Below are 15,597 nucleotides of genomic sequence, written 5' to 3' on the forward strand. Positions count from 1 at the left end.
GGTCGTGGATCGTATACGATCAGGCGACGCGAGGCGCAGCCGTGGGGGAGTCCGTCGCCCGGAGCACCTCGCGGCCGAACGTGAACGCCCGCACGATTCCGATGATCCCGAGGATGATCAGCGCAAAGGCTGCGAACCAGAGCAGGAACACCGCCGACGACGCCGGAAGCACCAGGACGACGATCCCGGCGAGGATGCTCAGGATGCCGAAGGCGATGGCCCAGCCTGAGGATGGCGCACGTCCGGCTTCGGCCAGCGCCATCACTCCGTCGATGATCCAGCCGACGCCGATGAAGGCGATCGCGAAGATCACCAGCGTCACGGCGGCAGCTGAAACGTTCTTCAGTGCGACGATTCCGGCGAAGATGAGCAAAGCTCCCAAAACGATGTTGAGCGCTCGCGAGCCGCCGCGGATTCCACGGCTGAAGATTCCGATTGCGAGCCGCATGACGCCGGCGACCAGGAAGTAGATGCCCAAGAAGATGGCGAGCACAGACAGTGTCTTTTCGGGCCAGAACAGCAGCACGACGCCGAGGATCAGCGCGACGGCGCCGCTGACGCCGAGAGCCGTCCGGACGGCGTTGATCGCGGTGCGGGTCATGTGACGAGCATCCATGGACAACTCGTTCGTCAGCGGGTCAATAGGATCGGTTGCGCTCATTGCGTCATCCCCTTCGCAGCAGCGCCGCCAAACGCGGCGGTTGCTGCTGACATTAGCGCGGGCGACGTTCCCATGTCAGGAGCCGATCGGCGCGGCCGATCCTGCACTTGGCGTATCGCTGATAATGCACATTATGTCAGATTGCTCTGATCAGTTTGCCGATCAGATCGCGGAATCTGACGCCGCGGCCACCTGGCAGAAGCCGCACTACCCTCCCCTACAACGGGGTCAGCTACCTTGGCCTGCAGCTACGCCATCCGTCTGAAATATCAAAATTCTCGGCGCACACCGAACTGGCCGGGCTTTGACGGCGCGCTTTGCCGTTGCTGAAGGGATTCGAACAGTTCCCGTTGTTTGGGTTGCCTCACCTCGTTTTCGATGAAGGGAAAGTTCACATGGCAATCAAACACGCAGGGATCTTCGGCGTTGCAAGCGGTACGGCACTCGCGGTCGGTCTGACCGTCGCTGGTCTGGCGCCGGCGCAGGCTGCGACCAGCGAGTCCCCGGTGACCGACCCCGGCTCGAGCTCGGTGGTCGATTCATCGACGTCAGGCTCGCACGGCGTCGCGGGGGCATCAGGCCAGGGAAATGATGGCCAGACCACGAGCACTGTCGGCGTGGAATACGCGAATGACTAGTTCCGTCTGCGCGTGACCACGGAGAGAGGGAAGCCAACTGGCTTCCCTCTCTTCGCCTGACTGGCGCCGCACGGATCAGCTCGACCGCACCAGCCGGGCCAACGCGAATCCGGTCGCGGCGACCAGCGGAGTCGCGGCGATGATCAGCGCGACCGGATTCGGACGGAACACCGGACCGTGGGGCCCGCCGATGTAGGCGCCGATCGGTATCGCGTAGCCGCCTCCACCCCCGCCACTCCCCTCGCCGCGCCCGCCGCCATCCGGATCCTCGCCGGACCCTTCACCGCCCCCGAAGCCGAAGACGGCGATCGCGACAGGGAGGATGTCGTGTCCGTCGAGTGTGGTCTTCTCGCCGTACGCGAGCCGCGCGCCCCACGAAGGCACGGAGTCCGTCAATCTCTCGATGAGGTTCGTCATGGCAGAAGACCGTACGCGCGTCCGTCGCCCGCGACCACTGCCTTCGACTACTTGACGTCCGGGCCTTGACCGAAAGCAATACGCCGTTCTGCCGTTGCAGCCCCATCCATCCGTCATGATCCCGGCCGCCTGAGGTCTAGTCGATTAGGGGGCCGCCCACTCTCCCGAGAATCGTGCCAGAAAGGCCACCCGCGATGTCACGCCTGACGACCGACGCCACCGGAACGCCCGTACGACGTGCGCACACGGATCGCCGTGTCGTGCCTGCATGGGTGGATTCAATCCGACACTTCCCCGCAGTGGACGGCGCGCGCGGCGTCGCCATTCTGTCGGTGTTGCTCTACCACTCGGGATGGTCGACGCGCGGGCTGTTCGGAGTGGATGTGTTCTTCGTCATCTCCGGGTTCCTGATCACGATTCTGCTGATGAAGGAGGTCGCGCTCACCGGGCGTGTCAGCCTGCGCCGGTTCTACGCGCGACGCGCCAAGCGCCTTCTCCCCGGCCTGTTACTGACGCTGGCGCTTGTGCTGCTGGCTGTCTGGTGGTTCGGCACACCCAGCGAATTGCGGGACGCGTCCGCGACCGCACTGGCGTCGCTACTGCAGGTGGCCAATTGGCAGCAGGTGGATGCGAATATCGCCTATGCGCAGGAATCCGGCGCGGTGGTGCCCTTCGGGCAGATGTGGTCGCTGTCGGTCACCGAGCAGTTCTACATCGTGTGGCCGCTGCTCGCGCTGGGGGTGTCGCTGCTGACTCGTCGACGGCTGGGCGCCTTCGTCTCGGCTCTGCTGGTGCTCCTGATCGCCGCGTCCTGTGTGGCGCCGCTCATGTTCGACGGGACCAACTACGACCGGCTGTACCTGGGGGCCGATTCCCGCGCTGTCGCGTTCGTCGCCGGCGGGTTCTTCGCCGCCTTGATCGTCTGGATTCGATCAAAGAAGCTGGTCTGGGCGGGAGATCACGCCAATCCACTCGTCCACACCGCCGTCACCTCGATCAGCCTTGCCGCCCTGGGCGTGGTCGTGATCGCCAGCATCGCCACGGATACGTACCAGGCGGCCTGGCTCTACCAGGGCGGCTTGGCCGGGGTCGCGGCGACGACGGGATTGTTCATCGCCACGCTCTGCCTGCCCTCGAACCACCTCAACAGGTTCTTCTCCTTCGCGCCCTTCCAGATCATCGGACGCGTGTCCTACTCGATGTTCCTCCTCCACATGCCCGTGTACTGGCTGATCGCGCAGGAGGTGCACGGAACATGGCACCCGTTGGCGGTGTTCGTCGTCGGAGGCGTGCTCACCCTGCTCCTTTCGCTGATCCTCCACCATCTCGTCACCGAGCCGCTCCGTCGGCGGTCATGGAAGCCCGTCACCGCCACCATCAGCATCGTCGTGGCGTTCTCGCTCGTCGCCGCCGGCGCTGTTCTGCTCCCCGTAGACCGCGAATCCCACCCTCGCGCCGGCGCATCCACTCCCCTGTCGACCAAGCAGGGCGACCCCTTCGCCGTGCCGTCCCCGAAGCCACTCCCTGCGGGACATGCTGGAGGCCCCTACACGGTCGCCGTGATCGGAGACTCGGTCGCGGTCAACATGTATGAGGCGCTCTCCGAATACGGCTCCCCCGCCATCAAACCGCTCGACGTGACCCGGGGCAGCTGCGGGATCTTCGACGCGGACCTGGCACGCGGCGACAGCGGCAACGTCATGGACACCAAGAAGTACTGCTGGGACTGGAAGGAAAGACTCCGCGCCGCAAACGCCCAACAGCCGGACGCGTACCTCCTGCGCAATCGGTGGGACGTCAACGACCAGCTGCTCGGAGGCACCTGGGTCAGCCCCTGCACGCCCGCCTGGCAGCAGCGCTACGCGGAGCAGCTCGAACTGATCGTCGCGATCGGAGCCGAAAACGGTCACCTCCCGCAGATCATCCTCTCCAACAGCCCCGCTGCGAACGACCCGACCAGCAACCTGTCGCGCACCCGGATGGACTGCGTCAACCGGGTCTCCGCGGCCATCGCCGCCAGGCACGACAACGTGCATCTCCTGGACTTCGAGGGCGAGGCGACCCGCAACGGCGAGGTCATCCTCACCGACAGTTCGGGCCGGGCGATCTACCGCGACGGCGCGCACTTCAATCCCGACGGACTGAGAATCCTCGCGCCTTGGCTGGAGGACCGGATCGCGCGCATCGCGACCGGCGGCTGAACGGCCATGGCCCCCCGCAGGATGCGACCATCCCTGCGGTCCGCCGCTCAGACGCTCCTGGACATGGAGGGAGATGTTGGATCGCTCGGTACAGACCGTCGGAAGGCGTGCCTATACGCACGCCCTTCGATCACCCGACGTCCGGAGCATCCCGGGTCTTGACGGCGGCGACCGCTCGTTCGCGGAGTCGTCGAAGCTGCAGGTAGTACCGGTTCAAGGTGCTCACGAGGATGGATGCGGCGACGATCGACACGCCCGACCCCAGCAGCACGGCGAGGGTCCCCTGGTCGGCGATCTCAGGGTGGGATGCGAAGGCGAGCTCGTTCATCAGCAGCGAGACCGTGAAGCCGATGCCGCCGAGGGCGCCGGCGGTCATCAGCCCGTGGAAGGTGATCGAGGGCCGGTTGTCGCGGCTGATCACCGTGTACAGCCACGTCGCCAGCGCGATTCCGATCAGCTTCCCTACGGGCAGCGCGATCAGGATGCCCCAGAACGGCCGGGAGAGCTCCCCGATCCCCACCTGCGGGATGGGCACCAGTGCCGCCGTGAACGCGAACAGTGGGAGCACGACCCCGTTCGTGAACGGCTCCAGCAGGTGCCGCGCCCGAAGGCCTGGCGTGTGCGCCATCGCCAGTCCGAGGGCGACTCCGGCGATCGTCGGATGCACACCGGACAGCACGACGAAGGCCCAGGACAGGACGGCGAGCACCACCAAGACGGCGGCCACCGGGATGCGTGCGCGACCCTTCAGCAGGTGACTGAGGAATCCGAACGCGGTGACCGTCACCGCGGCAGCGCCCAACCAGGCGAGGTCGACGTCGTGAGCGAAGAACACGGCGATGATCACGATCCCGACCACGTCGTCCAGGATGGCGAGCGCCAGCATGAAGATCCGCAGCCGTGACGGGATCGAGCGTCCGAACACGGCCAGGACGCCGAGCGCGAACGCGATGTCGGTCGCCGTCGGGACCGGCCATCCCCGCGAATACCCCGACCCCGCGGTGATCGCCAGGTAGAGGATCACGGGCACGAGTACACCGCCCGCCGCGGCGACCGCGGGGCGGAGCGCCTTCTTCACCGAGGTGAGCTGACCGTTGGTGAACTCGTTCCGCAACTCAACGGCGGCGACGAAGAAGAAGACGGCCAGGAGCCCTTCGCTCACCCACTCCCCCAGCGACAGCTGGAGCGGCGTGCCCGCCGGGCCGAACTCGGCGTGTTCGACGGCCAGCACCTGCGCGGAGATCGGCGAATTCGCCACGACCAGGCCGATCACGGCGGCCACGAGCAGAAGCAACGCGGCGACGCGTTCCGAGCGAACAACACTCATCCGGGCTCCCCTGTCGGTCGGAGCGGTCCACCACCGCCCGCCGACCAGACTTCCCGGCACACCGGTATCCACCCTAGCGAACTGTGCAGGCCCGATCGGCCGACGGATGGCTAGGCTGGGCGGCAGGTGCGCCGGGAAGTCTGGTCGGCGAGGGGCCGGACCGGTCTCTCTGATCTCCCGAGAGGAAGCACCCGTGGCCGGATCATGAACGCCGGAATGGCGCTGCACCGCATTCAGCGCTCGTACCGCGGCGGAGCGGGCATCACCGGGATCGACCTCGGTATCCGCGCGGGCGAGGTCCACGCGCTCGTCGGCCTGAACGGTGCGGGCAAATCGACGCTGATGAAGGTGCTGCTCGGGATGCTGCGCCCGGACGCGGGCACGGTGACCATCGCCGGGGTGGACATCCGGACCGCCGGGCAATCCGTGTGGGCGCGCGTCGGTCATGTGGTCGAGTCGCCGCTGGCGTACGCCGAATTCACTGTCAGAGAGAACCTGATGATCAACGCCCGGCTGCGCGGCATCGCGAAAGCGGACCGCCCGGCGACCGTCTCCGCGGCCATCACGGACTTCCACCTCGAGGGTTTCGAACGCAATCGCGCCCGCACTCTCTCCTCGGGAAACCGCCAGCGCGTCGGCCTGGCGGCCGCTCTCCAGCACCACCCGCGCTTCATCGTGCTCGACGAGCCGACCACCGCACTCGACCCGGCCGGGACGATCCTGCTCCGCGACCGGATCAGACGGTGCGCCCAGCAGGGAGCCGCGATCCTGATCTCGAGCCACCACCTCGACGAGGTCGCCCGGGTCGCGGACCGCATCACGGTCATGAATGCGGGACGCCTGATCGGACAGCTGGACCCCGGTGGCCGAGACCTCGAGCACGAGTTCTTCGCCTTCGTTCTGCGCGACGATGAGGCACATCATCCGGCCAATGGGCGCACCAGATGACGCCGCGAGGGCTCGCCGCCGCCGTGGCGGTGGAGGCCCATAAGACCGTCAGCGCACGCGTTCCCGTGGTCACGGCCGTCCTGCTCATCGTCGGCGTGGCCGCGATCTGCCTCTCCACACGAGCCGCCGCCACCTCCGGTGACCCCGACATCGTCGCCAAACTCGGGCCGACGGTCGCGGCAGGAGGCTGGGACGGCTTCCTCGCCGCGGCGCTGCAGGTGACGGCCGCCGGAAGCGCGGGCGCTTGTGGAATCCTGCTGAGCTGGAGCGTTGGACGAGAATTCTCCGACGGCACGATCGCCGGGCTGTTCGCCCTTCCGCTCACGCGTGCGACCATCGTCGCCGCCAAGCTCATCGCCTACTTCGTCTGGTCGATCGTCGTCGCGATCGCACTCACCGTCGTTCTGGTCGCCGCGGGCGCCGTCACGGGCCTTGGGCCGCCGCCGCCCGGCATCCTCGAGACGGCCCTCCGCATCCCTGTTCTGCTGGTGCTCACCGCCTGCATGGTCCTCCCCGTCGCGTGGGTCGCAACGCTGAGCCGCGGCCTGCTCGGCGGGATCGCCACAGCGATCCTGCTCGTCGCGAGCGCGCAGGTGCTCGTCTTCACCGGCGCCGGGCAGTGGTACCCGCCGGCCGCTCCGGCCCTCTGGGCGCTCGACCCTACTCCCCTCGCGGGCATGTCCGTCGCCGTCGGGATGTGGGTGCCGGTCGTGTTCGCCGCACTCAGCCTCTCCGCATGGCGGCGACTCCAACTCGATCGATGACGCCGACCCTGGGCACGACGACCTTCGGGGTGTAGCCGCATTCGGTGAATAAAACGCGGGCCTTCCTTGTTATTGAGAATAGGTTTCAACAAGGGAGGTCCGTCATGAAGGTACGCAACTCATTGAGCTCGCTCAAGGCGATGCCCGGCGCCCAGGTGGTCCGCCGCCGGGGCCGCACGTTCATCATCAACAAGAAGAACCCGCGGATGAAGGCTCGCCAGGGCTGAGCAGAACGCACGCGAAGGGCGCAGGGTCATCGACCCTGCGCCCTTCGTCGTCCGCGTGACTCCGCTCAACCGCTGCCTTCCCGACGGGCCGCTCCCCTGCCATACTCTGACGACCATCCGTCCGGCCGGGTCCCCCGCGCCGGCGCCGGACCAGGAGGGCGGCCACATGCACGGGGACCAACTCACTCTGATCGGCGGCATCCTGATCCTCGCCGATCTCGCGATCCGCATCGCGGCCCTGATCATCGTGCCCCGCGACCGCAAACCGACCGCCGCCATGGCCTGGCTGCTCGCGATCTTCCTCATCCCCTTCGTCGGCATCCTGCTGTTCCTGGTCATCGGCAACTACCGGCTGCCCAAGAAGCGGCGCGAGAAGCAGAAGGAGTTGAATCGCCTCATCGCGGACCGCGCAGAAGGCATCCGGCTCGTCGACGAGCACCAGGAATGGCCCGACTGGTTCGCGTCGCTCGTGCGCCAGAACCGCGAACTCGGTGCGCTGCCTGCGGTCGGCCGGAACACCGCCACCCTGATCGGTGACTACCGCGCCTCCATCGACGCGATGACCGCCGACATCGAGGCCGCGGTCTCGTTCGTGCACGTCGAGTTCTTCATCGTGTCGTGGGATGCGACCACCACACCGTTCTTCGCGGCGATGGAACAAGCGGTCAAGCGCGGTGTGACCGTTCGGCTCCTCGCCGACTACGTCGCCTCCCGGCGGGCGGTCGACAGCGACAAGACGTTCGCCGAGCTCGACCGCATCGGGGTGAAGTGGAGTTGGATGCTGCCGGTCCGGCCGTTCTCGGGCGAATACCAGCGGCCGGATCTGCGCAATCACCGCAAGCTGGTGGTCGTTGACGGAGTCGTCGCGCACATGGGGTCGCAGAATCTGATCGACCGCAGCTACAACACGCCTAAGAACCTGAAGCGCGGGCTGCAGTGGCAGGAGCTGATGGCGCGGATCACCGGCCCGGTCGTCGCCGAGACGAACGCCGTGTTCCTGTCCGACTGGTACCTGGAGACCGGCGAACTGCTCGGCGACGACGCGCGTGTCCGGCCCGTGGATGTGCCGGCGGACCCGTCCCCGGATGCGCTGGACTGCCAGGTGGTCCCGAGCGGCCCGGGCTATGAAGGGGAGAACAACCTCCGCCAGTTCCTGACGCTCGTCACGTCGGCGCAGCGCAAGGTGATCATCACGAGCCCGTACTTCGTTCCGGACGAGGCGATGATGTACGCGATCACGTCGGCCTGTCAGCGGGGGCTGGATGTGCAGCTCTTCGTCTCCGAGGTCGGCGACCAGGGGGCCGTGTGGCACGCGCAACGCTCGTACTACGAGCCGTTGCTGCGTGCGGGCGTCGCGATCTGGTTGTACCCGGCCCCGTTCATCCTGCACTCGAAGCACCTGTCCATCGACGACGACGTCGCCGTGATCGGATCGAGCAACATGGACATCCGCTCGTTCGCGCTGAACTCCGAAGTGACCCTGCTCGTGTACGGCCGCACCTTCGTCGACCAGATGCGCATCGTCGAGCAGGGCTACCGCGACGCAGGCAGGCAGTTGACGCTCGAGGAGTGGCTGCGGGAGCCCAGGTCGGCTACCTTCCTGGACGGCGTCGCCCGGCTCACATCGGCGCTGCAGTAGGCGGCCGGCCAGCGACGCCTGGCCGGCTCACACGGGTGCGAGGACCTCGAACGGACCGGTCGGGAGGCTCACCTCGATGCGGTCGCCGGGTTTGACGACGCCTCCGGCGACGACGACTCCCATGACGCCCGCCTTGCGAACGACGTCACCGTGCTCATCCGTCCCGACGACCTCCTTGAGCAACCCCGGCCGGAAGCGATCGATCTGCACGCAGGGGTTGCGCAGTCCCGTCAGCTCGATCACCGCATCCTCCCCCACGCGCAGCCGAGTCCCGCGCGGCAGGCCCAGAAGGTCGACACCCGCGATCGTGAGATTCTCCCCCAGCTGCCCCGGCTCGACGTCGGCGGTGACCTCGTCGAACAGCTCACTGTGGATGAGGTGGACCTGGCGGAGGTTCGGTTGCGTCGGATCGCGCCGCACCCGGGACAGGTGCTGGACGGTGGCCCCGAAGTGCGCGTCGCCCTCGACACCGAGGCCCGCCACGAGCGTGATGGAGTCCTCCGGCTGCTTCGAGAAACGGTGCCGATCGTCTCGGCTCACTCCGGTCACGCGCGCGCTCGTCATACGACCATCGTGCTGGATGACGGCGAGGGCGTCCAGCGCCGCTCGCCCGTCACCCCGCGGGTACGGCGCTTCCCGTCAGCTCGTGACGGGAGAACGTGTAGATGAAGCAGTAGTACGTGCGGGCTCCCCCGGTCCACTGCGCAGCGGTCTCGGGGTACCGCAGATCGATCTGCACGTCCTCGTTCCAGACGGCCACCCAGTTCCAGTCCAGCCGTCCGGGGGCGCCGCAGAGGTCGAGCACCTGCGCGTCCAGCGTTTCGGTCCCCGGAAAGGGTGCGTCCGCTGCTTGAGGCAGCGTGCCCTTGTACAGAAGTTGTGCGATGTGCGGTTGACTGCAGTCCACCACCGGATACTCGGCGGCGCTTTTCGACGGATAGAGCTGCAGGCAATCGCCGATCCGGAGTGTGTCCACCGGCTGAGCGGGAACCGTGGCTACCTGGGTCGGGGTCGGTCTCGGTGGCACTCGCAGCGGCACGGGTAGCGGGTCGTCCCGCGGATGCTCCAGCGAGTCCAAGCGCGGCTGCGGCGAGGGATCCGCGCGAGAGGGCGCAGCAGGGAACCCGATCGCCGAAGCGGCGACGGCCGCGCAGACGATCGCCACCACTGCGGTGGCGGCCACGAGCACCAGCCATCCCCGACGCGACATGCCCGCCGGTGTTCCACCGGCCGGCTCCGCGTCGTGTGTTCGCGATCGACGTGACACGAGGACCCCCTCCCTCCGCACAAGCGTACGGAATCCCGCCGACGCGCTGTCCAGCCGCAGCACCCGGCGCGGTCCTAGCGTGTCGCGCAAACGACTCGCAGCCTGCTCGTGTGGCCGCTCAGGGTAGATGACCGGTTCACCTCGGCGTAGCGTCGAAGGATGCTCATCCTGGTCATCGTCCTCGTCGTCCTCTGGGTGATTCTTGCCATCGTGGGATTCGCCATCAAGGGACTCATCTGGCTGGGAGTCATCGGCATCGTCCTCGTGCTGGGGACCCTGGTCATCGCATTCGTGCGGCGCTCCGCCCTGTCGAAGCGGTCGAACCCGAAGGCCTGAGGCCGGGCCGACGGCCTTGCGCGGAACGGTCCGGGCATGGTCGTCTGAGTCCGTGACGTTCTTTCCTCCTGACGCGCCCGACGACGACAGCGACGTTCCCGAGCCGGAGATGGAACGGGATCCCCGCTGGGGGGCGCCGGAGGACGAGGTGCCGGCCTTCTTCCCGATCGGCGAGATGCTCGCGATCACAGACCGGACGGCGCTCATCGTCGCGGGAGCGCGGGTCTACAGCAATGGCGTGGAGTTCGTGATCGACCGCCGTCTGCGGCGCGGCTCTCTCACCCAGCGCGAGTGGCAACGAGCGCACTTCGGTGCCAGCGGACACCTGGAACAGTTCGAGCCCGGGCGTCTCCGCTACGGACTGGCGCTCGGGGACGGCCAGCACCTCGTGCTCGGCCGCCCGGTGTTGCCGTCTCCGGACGACGACGCGTCCACCGGGCACTCGATCTTCGCCACAGGCGGAGGGGGTGGCGGGTCGAACCGGTTCGCCCGGTACGAAGACGTGATCTGGCTGTGGCCGCTTCCGCCGGAGGGTCCGCTCGAGGTGGTCGCGCAGTGGCCCGAGCAGGGCATCCCCGAGTCGCGGGTCGTCCTCGACGGGGGCGCGTTGCGGTCGGTCGCCACACAGGCTCACCGCGTCTGGGAGTGAGCAGCCGGCGCTAGCTGCCGAGCAGCTGCGTCTCCAAGGTGGCGGCCAGCCACTCCTCGAAGCGCGCCGACGTCCACCCTGAGTTCACGACGAGTTCCTGGTAGACGCCGGTCGCTGCGAAGGCGCGGTAGACCGCTTGAGCCTCGGCCAGCGGCACCGACAGGGTCGACTCGACGGACGCGATCAGGCTGTCCATCACCCGATTGCGTCCGCGGAGCTTCGACCGCAGCAGTGCCTGAGTCTCCGCATCCTCATCCATCGCGCCGTCGAGAATGCGGACCACGTCGAAATCGGTCGAATACAGGACCGTGAGCCAGTGCGCTGCGCCGGCGACGCGGGCGCGCGCATCCGGCTCCTCCAGGATCTCGCGGGCCAGCTCGCGGGCCCGCGCGCGCTCCAGCCAGCGCTCGCAGATGACGTTGAGGATCTCGCGCTTCGCGCCGTACGCGGCATAGACCGTCCGGGTGCCGACCCCCGCCTCCCGTGCGATGGCGTCGATGCTGGTCACCGAGTAGCCGTCGCGGGCGAAGAGCGCCTGGGCGGCATCCGCGATGCGGAGGCGCGTCTGGAGTGCCTGCTCCTGGCGGTAGGACGACCCGGTCTTGACGTCGGCGTTCACACGATCGATACTAGTGGTGCATTCACTGCAGTACTACTGCAGTGACGGCAGTGGGTATGCAGACGAAGGAGTTCTCATGATCACCACAGACACACATCCGACGGCTCTCCGCATCATGGAGCGCATGCTCGACGAAGGCTTCGCCTCCGGGCGCACCGAGGTCGTGGACGAGCTCTGCTCCCCCGACCTCGTCGAGCACCAGTTCGGTCTCGCCGGAACAGGCGCGGAGGCCATCGCCAAGGTCAAGAAGGGCATGACCGACGTCCACGCTGCCTTCCCGGACCTCCGATTCACCGTCGGCGACTGGGCCGAACGCGACGGCATCATCTGGGTGAGAGCCGAAGGCTCGGCAACCAACACCGGACCCTTCATCGGGCCGCCGACAGGCCTGCCCGTCCGATTCACCGTCATCGACGTGGCCCGGATCGCCGACGGCCGGATCGTCGAGCACTGGGGCGTGCCCGACCGGTTCGAGATCCTCATCCGCCTCGGTCGCCTCCCCGGCGTGTCGCCAGGTTCTCGGCCTCAGAACTCGTAGGTGAGGTGGGTCGCGTTGCGCGTCACGAGGACGTCGCGCTGGACGAGCGACCGCCGCGGCGCACCGCGGAACAGCGGTGTGCCGGACCCGAGCAGGACGGGTGCGAGGTGGAGGATCAACTCGTCCACCAGGCCGGCGTTCACGGCCGAGCCGATCAGCTCGCCGCCGCCCATGAGGACGGCATCGACGTCGTGGCCCCGCTCCGCCGAGACCTCTTGCGCGCGCTCGCGTACGGCGCGTACGGCGTCGGTGAGCCCGGTCGTGACGAACGTCCAGTCGAGTTCGGAGAGCCGGACGGACGACGGCGGCGCGCTCGTCAGCACGAAGAACGGCGGCCTGCCGACCTCCGCGGCGCCGTAGCCGATCTCGTCGCTCCAGCCCTGCGGACCATCGACGATGTCGAACAGGGAACGGCCGAGCAGGACAGCCCCCGACCGCGCCGAGCCGTCGTGCAGCAGCCGCTGCTCCTCCGGGTCGTCGGAGAAGACCCAGCGGTGCAGGTCCATCCCTCCGTCACCCAGGCCGTTGCCGGGACCGGGGTTGGGGCCGGTGACGAAACCGTCGAGCGAGACCGTGATGTCGGCCACCACGCGGGTCATCGCGCGCTCCGTGCGAGGAGTTCGTCGAGCTTCTCGTAGCCCTCGACGACGCCGTGCTCCATACCGGAGGCGATCATCTCCTCCAGCGCCTCCGTCGAGGTGAAGACCGAGCGGCCGACGAGGCGCGAGCGCCCCTCCCCGAGGGATTCGAAGCGCATCCGATCCAGGCTCACCTCGCCCGGCGCGCCCAGGAACTCGAACGTCTGGATGATCAGCTCGTTCTCGACGACGGTGTGGATCACGCCGCGGAAGGCGTAGACGCCGCCCGCCGGGTCGCGCTGCTCGAAACCGTAGGCGCCGCCGGTCCGGAAGTCCCACTCGGTGATGGTCGTCTCCAGGCGCCGGGGTCCGATCCACTCGGCGTAGAGCTCCGGGTCGGCGTGGGCGTGGAACAGCGCCTCGACGGGGACGTCGAACTCGCGGGTGAGGTCGGCGTACGACGTGCCGGGCACGGCGTCGATGATGACGGGATTGCTCATGATCGTTCAGCTTTCGTGTGCAGTGATGAGTCGGAGGCGTCGCCGGTCGGGCGACCCGGCTGCGCGGCGACCAGGAGGTCGTCGAGCTGCCGGTAGCGGGCTTCCGCGTCGAGGCGGTACCGGTCGATCCAGGCGGTGAGCCGCTCGAGCGCCGCCGCGTCCAGGTGAACGGGACGACGCTGGGCATCGCGACTGCGGGACACCAGGCCTGCGGCCTCCAGGACGCCGATGTGCTTGGACACCGCCTGCAGGCTGATCGCGAACGGCTCGGCCAGCTCGTTCACCGTCGCCGGGCCGCGGCTGAGCCGGGCGATCATTGCGCGCCGCACCGGATCAGCGAGCGCTGCGAACGCCCTGTCCAGATCGCCGTCGTCCACCATGATCAACCGTTCGTTTTATCAACCAATACGTTGATTACGATACAGCGCGGCGAGAGGCAGCGTCAAGGCGTCTCCCACAACTCGATCGGCAAACCCTCCGGATCGTGGATGCGGGCGAAGCGCCCGTATTCGCCGTCCCATTCCGGCCGGCGCTCGACGGCGATCCCGGCCGACTCCAGCGCGACGACCAACTGGTCCAGCTCCGTCACACGCAGATTCAGCATCACCGGCTGATCGGCCGCGAAGTAGTCCGAATCGGCCGGGAACGGCGCGAACACCGTCATCCCGGCGTCCTGCCGCCAGATCGCGTCCGATCCCGCGTCGATCCCCAGGTGCTCGCGATACCAGGCCGCCCGCGCCTCCGGATCCCGGCTCCGGATGAACAGCCCGCCGATTCCCGTGACTCCCACGTCGCCCTCCCCTGCTCGCTGGCGCTCAGGCTTCCGCCGAACGCCGCCATGGGCCGATCCTAGTGAGCGGCGTGCGGCTCCCCGTCAACAGTTGACGGTTTCGGTCCTCCGAATTGAGGACACGCGGGCCGCGCCGATAGCGTTGGGGATGCCCGGGGATGCCGGGCTCAAGCGGAGGCGGATTCCTTGCGGAACGTCTCAACCCGACGTAGACGGAACGGCATCCCGGGAATCCCCCTCCCCCAAGCAGGCCTCGACGACGCGCCCGCACGGCGCTGCTCAGCCGGCGCTGCTCACCCGGCGCTGTGGTCGACCAGGGGCTGCACCTGCACCCCGCTGTGGTCATGCCGGGCCTCGGCCAGCCCCGACGCGAGCGCGACCGCCGTCGCCTGATCGGGCACGTCGATCACGTAGAACCCGCCGACGACTTCCTTCGCCTCGGTGAACGGCCCGTCGACCGCGGCCGGTTCGCCGTCGTCGCCCCGCCGGACGGTGGTGGACGTCGCGGAGCCCTGCAGCTCCCCCGCGGCGCGGATCGCGTCGCCGGCCTTCTGCCGGAACTCGCCGTGGGCCGCGTCGATCTCGGCCCGTTCCGCCGCGGACATGCTGTTCCACCGCTGCTCGTCGCCGTAGATGAGGATCACGAATTCGCTCATGGTGTCAGTGCCTTCCCTTGTCGTGGATGATCTCCTGCCTTGACGTCGAATGGAAGGGCGCCGATTCGACAGGCCGCAGGCGCGAGATCCGCGGTCAACCGACGCGGGCCAGCACGATCAGGGGCGTGAGGTAGTGCTCGGTCACCGTCCCGCCGAGGTCTCGCACGGCTCGGGCGGCTTCCTCCGCCTCGTCCGCCGACCAGTCGCTGAAGGTCGTGAACAGCCCGCGGACGGCATCCGCATCGAGGTCGATGCGCCAGTGGAACTCGGCGACCTCCGTGGTCGCGAATAGACCGTCGGCTTCCAGGAGCCTCGCCCAGCGGGCGGTCTCCAGCTCACCCGGGCCCGGACGCGGTGGCGCGTCGCGCTGGGCGACGATGGCCTCCAGCCGGCGGCGGAACGGTGTCGGCGGCACGGATGTGTCCCCGTAGACGTTCCGCCAGACGGCCAAGCGGCCGCCCGGCGCGAGCGCTGCGTGCAGCTTTGGCAGCACCGCATCCAGATCGAACCAGTGGATCGCGGTCGCGACCGTGACGAGGTCGAACGATCCTGGGGCTAGCTCGGCCTCCTCCGCCGACGTCTGCAGCACACGCGCCGAGGGCACGCGCTCCCGGAGTCGCACCGCAAGAGCCGCACCAGGCTCGACCGCGGTCACCCGCATTCCGGCCTCGACCAGCCGCTCGGTCGCCTGCCCGGTGCCCGCGCCCAGATCGAGGGCGCGGTGCTCCGCGGCGAGCAGGCCGAGCGACGTCAGCCGCTGCCAGAGCGCGTCGGGATACGGCGGCCGCGCGCGGTCGTAGAGGTCGGCATGCCGGTCGAAGTGCATCGGGTCGGGCACGGGC

The 15,597-nt window shown here is 68.2% G+C and carries 21 protein-coding genes; 9 read left to right on the top strand and 12 right to left on the bottom strand.

All coding sequences use genetic code 11. The features are described 5' to 3' along the window. Positions 1–19 precede the first annotated feature (19 nt). Positions 20–661, bottom strand: a complete 642-nt coding sequence (locus QRN40_RS15610) for an HdeD family acid-resistance protein (protein ID WP_285116716.1) — start codon at positions 659–661, stop codon at positions 20–22. Between the two features lie 395 nt (positions 662–1,056). On the opposite strand from QRN40_RS15610, the gene QRN40_RS15615 reads away from it, so the two are divergent. Further along, the gene (locus QRN40_RS15615) at positions 1,057–1,299 is read left to right on the top strand and encodes a hypothetical protein (RefSeq protein ID WP_285116717.1); all 243 of its coding nucleotides are present in this window, start codon (positions 1,057–1,059) and stop codon (positions 1,297–1,299) included. 75 nt (positions 1,300–1,374) lie between these two features. Here QRN40_RS15615 and QRN40_RS15620 read toward each other — a convergent pair whose 3' ends face one another. Further along, positions 1,375–1,716, bottom strand: coding sequence for a hypothetical protein (locus QRN40_RS15620; RefSeq protein WP_285116718.1), 342 nt, complete (start codon positions 1,714–1,716; stop codon positions 1,375–1,377). A gap of 272 nt (positions 1,717–1,988) precedes the next feature. Here QRN40_RS15620 and QRN40_RS15625 point away from each other — a divergent pair, with 272 nt between their 5' ends. Then, complete coding sequence (locus QRN40_RS15625; protein ID WP_285116719.1) at positions 1,989–3,917, top strand: acyltransferase family protein; 1,929 nt, start codon at positions 1,989–1,991, stop codon at positions 3,915–3,917. A gap of 130 nt (positions 3,918–4,047) precedes the next feature. Here the strand turns inward: QRN40_RS15625 and QRN40_RS15630 are convergent, their stop codons facing one another. Next, on the bottom strand, positions 4,048–5,244 hold the full coding sequence (locus tag QRN40_RS15630; RefSeq protein WP_285116720.1) for a Na+/H+ antiporter NhaA: 1,197 nt from the start codon (positions 5,242–5,244) through the stop codon (positions 4,048–4,050). Between the two features lie 204 nt (positions 5,245–5,448). Here QRN40_RS15630 and QRN40_RS15635 point away from each other — a divergent pair, with 204 nt between their 5' ends. The 4 genes from QRN40_RS15635 (at position 5,449) to cls (ending at position 8,822) form a co-directional block, all read left to right on the top strand. Next, positions 5,449–6,192 carry an ABC transporter ATP-binding protein gene (locus QRN40_RS15635; protein ID WP_285116721.1) on the top strand — a complete coding sequence of 248 codons (744 nt, stop codon included), beginning with the start codon at positions 5,449–5,451 and terminating at the stop codon, positions 6,190–6,192. Beyond that, the gene (locus QRN40_RS15640; protein ID WP_285116722.1) at positions 6,189–6,956 is read left to right on the top strand and encodes an ABC transporter permease; all 768 of its coding nucleotides are present in this window, start codon (positions 6,189–6,191) and stop codon (positions 6,954–6,956) included. Before QRN40_RS15635 ends, QRN40_RS15640 begins: the two co-directional genes overlap by 4 nt. Positions 6,957–7,060: 104 nt before the next feature. After that, entirely contained in the window at positions 7,061–7,183 is a 123-nt protein-coding gene (ykgO, locus tag QRN40_RS15645; RefSeq protein ID WP_089907341.1) for a type B 50S ribosomal protein L36, read from the top strand. Positions 7,184–7,349: 166 nt separating this feature from the next. Next, positions 7,350–8,822: a cardiolipin synthase gene (gene cls, locus QRN40_RS15650; RefSeq protein WP_285116724.1), complete on the top strand. Its 1,473-nt coding sequence runs from the start codon at positions 7,350–7,352 to the stop codon at positions 8,820–8,822. Between the two features lie 27 nt (positions 8,823–8,849). Here the strand turns inward: cls and QRN40_RS15655 are convergent, their stop codons facing one another. Continuing rightward, positions 8,850–9,386, bottom strand: a complete 537-nt coding sequence (locus QRN40_RS15655) for an MOSC domain-containing protein (protein ID WP_285116726.1) — start codon at positions 9,384–9,386, stop codon at positions 8,850–8,852. Between the two features lie 49 nt (positions 9,387–9,435). Continuing rightward, a complete protein-coding gene (locus QRN40_RS15660) occupies positions 9,436–10,032 on the bottom strand; it encodes a hypothetical protein (RefSeq protein WP_285116727.1) in 597 nt (198 codons plus the stop codon). Positions 10,033–10,248: 216 nt separating this feature from the next. On the opposite strand from QRN40_RS15660, the gene QRN40_RS15665 reads away from it, so the two are divergent. Then, positions 10,249–10,425, top strand: coding sequence for a hypothetical protein (locus QRN40_RS15665; RefSeq protein WP_285116728.1), 177 nt, complete (start codon positions 10,249–10,251; stop codon positions 10,423–10,425). A 52-nt stretch (positions 10,426–10,477) separates the two neighbouring features. Further along, positions 10,478–11,074 (top strand): hypothetical protein, encoded by a 597-nt coding sequence (locus QRN40_RS15670; RefSeq protein ID WP_285116730.1) that lies wholly within the window; start codon positions 10,478–10,480, stop codon positions 11,072–11,074. 10 nt (positions 11,075–11,084) lie between these two features. Here the strand turns inward: QRN40_RS15670 and QRN40_RS15675 are convergent, their stop codons facing one another. Next, positions 11,085–11,693 carry a TetR/AcrR family transcriptional regulator gene (locus QRN40_RS15675; protein ID WP_285116732.1) on the bottom strand — a complete coding sequence of 203 codons (609 nt, stop codon included), beginning with the start codon at positions 11,691–11,693 and terminating at the stop codon, positions 11,085–11,087. Positions 11,694–11,769: 76 nt separating this feature from the next. Here QRN40_RS15675 and QRN40_RS15680 point away from each other — a divergent pair, with 76 nt between their 5' ends. Continuing rightward, on the top strand, positions 11,770–12,231 hold the full coding sequence (locus QRN40_RS15680) for an ester cyclase (protein ID WP_285116733.1): 462 nt from the start codon (positions 11,770–11,772) through the stop codon (positions 12,229–12,231). On the opposite strand, the gene QRN40_RS15685 is transcribed toward QRN40_RS15680, so the two are convergent. The 6 genes from QRN40_RS15685 to QRN40_RS15710 form a co-directional block, all read right to left on the bottom strand. After that, positions 12,219–12,830, bottom strand: a complete 612-nt coding sequence (locus QRN40_RS15685; protein ID WP_285116734.1) for a dihydrofolate reductase family protein — start codon at positions 12,828–12,830, stop codon at positions 12,219–12,221. The genes QRN40_RS15680 and QRN40_RS15685 overlap by 13 nt on opposite strands. After that, positions 12,827–13,309: an SRPBCC family protein gene (locus tag QRN40_RS15690; RefSeq protein WP_285116736.1), complete on the bottom strand. Its 483-nt coding sequence runs from the start codon at positions 13,307–13,309 to the stop codon at positions 12,827–12,829. Before QRN40_RS15690 ends, QRN40_RS15685 begins: the two co-directional genes overlap by 4 nt. Then, entirely contained in the window at positions 13,306–13,689 is a 384-nt protein-coding gene (locus QRN40_RS15695; protein WP_285116737.1) for an ArsR/SmtB family transcription factor, read from the bottom strand. The genes QRN40_RS15690 and QRN40_RS15695 overlap by 4 nt, the downstream gene beginning before the upstream one ends. A gap of 62 nt (positions 13,690–13,751) precedes the next feature. Then, on the bottom strand, positions 13,752–14,099 hold the full coding sequence (locus tag QRN40_RS15700; protein WP_285116738.1) for a VOC family protein: 348 nt from the start codon (positions 14,097–14,099) through the stop codon (positions 13,752–13,754). A 293-nt stretch (positions 14,100–14,392) separates the two neighbouring features. Then, positions 14,393–14,755: a YciI family protein gene (locus QRN40_RS15705; RefSeq protein WP_285116739.1), complete on the bottom strand. Its 363-nt coding sequence runs from the start codon at positions 14,753–14,755 to the stop codon at positions 14,393–14,395. A gap of 94 nt (positions 14,756–14,849) precedes the next feature. Next, positions 14,850–15,593 carry a class I SAM-dependent methyltransferase gene (locus QRN40_RS15710; protein ID WP_285116740.1) on the bottom strand — a complete coding sequence of 248 codons (744 nt, stop codon included), beginning with the start codon at positions 15,591–15,593 and terminating at the stop codon, positions 14,850–14,852. Positions 15,594–15,597: the final 4 nt, after the last annotated feature.

It is taken from the genome of Leifsonia sp. fls2-241-R2A-40a (genome assembly GCF_030209575.1).
Taxonomy (GTDB): Bacteria; Actinomycetota; Actinomycetes; order Actinomycetales; family Microbacteriaceae; genus Leifsonia.

What these genes read in the sequence shown, in the direction of transcription:
- QRN40_RS15640 (WP_285116722.1), top strand. Translation starts at nt 6,189, where the DNA reads ATGACGCCGCGAGGGCTCGCCGCCGCCGTGGCGGTGGAGGCCCATAAG.
- QRN40_RS15610 (WP_285116716.1), bottom strand. Translation starts at nt 661, where the DNA reads ATGAGCGCAACCGATCCTATTGACCCGCTGACGAACGAGTTGTCCATG.
- cls (WP_285116724.1), top strand. Translation starts at nt 7,350, where the DNA reads ATGCACGGGGACCAACTCACTCTGATCGGCGGCATCCTGATCCTCGCC.
- QRN40_RS15615 (WP_285116717.1), top strand. Translation starts at nt 1,057, where the DNA reads ATGGCAATCAAACACGCAGGGATCTTCGGCGTTGCAAGCGGTACGGCA.
- QRN40_RS15635 (WP_285116721.1), top strand. Translation starts at nt 5,449, where the DNA reads ATGAACGCCGGAATGGCGCTGCACCGCATTCAGCGCTCGTACCGCGGC.
- QRN40_RS15630 (WP_285116720.1), bottom strand. Translation starts at nt 5,244, where the DNA reads ATGAGTGTTGTTCGCTCGGAACGCGTCGCCGCGTTGCTTCTGCTCGTG.
- QRN40_RS15665 (WP_285116728.1), top strand. Translation starts at nt 10,249, where the DNA reads ATGCTCATCCTGGTCATCGTCCTCGTCGTCCTCTGGGTGATTCTTGCC.
- QRN40_RS15620 (WP_285116718.1), bottom strand. Translation starts at nt 1,716, where the DNA reads ATGACGAACCTCATCGAGAGATTGACGGACTCCGTGCCTTCGTGGGGC.
- QRN40_RS15655 (WP_285116726.1), bottom strand. Translation starts at nt 9,386, where the DNA reads ATGACGAGCGCGCGCGTGACCGGAGTGAGCCGAGACGATCGGCACCGT.
- ykgO (WP_089907341.1), top strand. Translation starts at nt 7,061, where the DNA reads ATGAAGGTACGCAACTCATTGAGCTCGCTCAAGGCGATGCCCGGCGCC.
- QRN40_RS15680 (WP_285116733.1), top strand. Translation starts at nt 11,770, where the DNA reads ATGATCACCACAGACACACATCCGACGGCTCTCCGCATCATGGAGCGC.
- QRN40_RS15660 (WP_285116727.1), bottom strand. Translation starts at nt 10,032, where the DNA reads ATGTCGCGTCGGGGATGGCTGGTGCTCGTGGCCGCCACCGCAGTGGTG.
- QRN40_RS15705 (WP_285116739.1), bottom strand. Translation starts at nt 14,755, where the DNA reads ATGAGCGAATTCGTGATCCTCATCTACGGCGACGAGCAGCGGTGGAAC.
- QRN40_RS15685 (WP_285116734.1), bottom strand. Translation starts at nt 12,830, where the DNA reads ATGACCCGCGTGGTGGCCGACATCACGGTCTCGCTCGACGGTTTCGTC.
- QRN40_RS15695 (WP_285116737.1), bottom strand. Translation starts at nt 13,689, where the DNA reads ATGGTGGACGACGGCGATCTGGACAGGGCGTTCGCAGCGCTCGCTGAT.
- QRN40_RS15690 (WP_285116736.1), bottom strand. Translation starts at nt 13,309, where the DNA reads ATGAGCAATCCCGTCATCATCGACGCCGTGCCCGGCACGTCGTACGCC.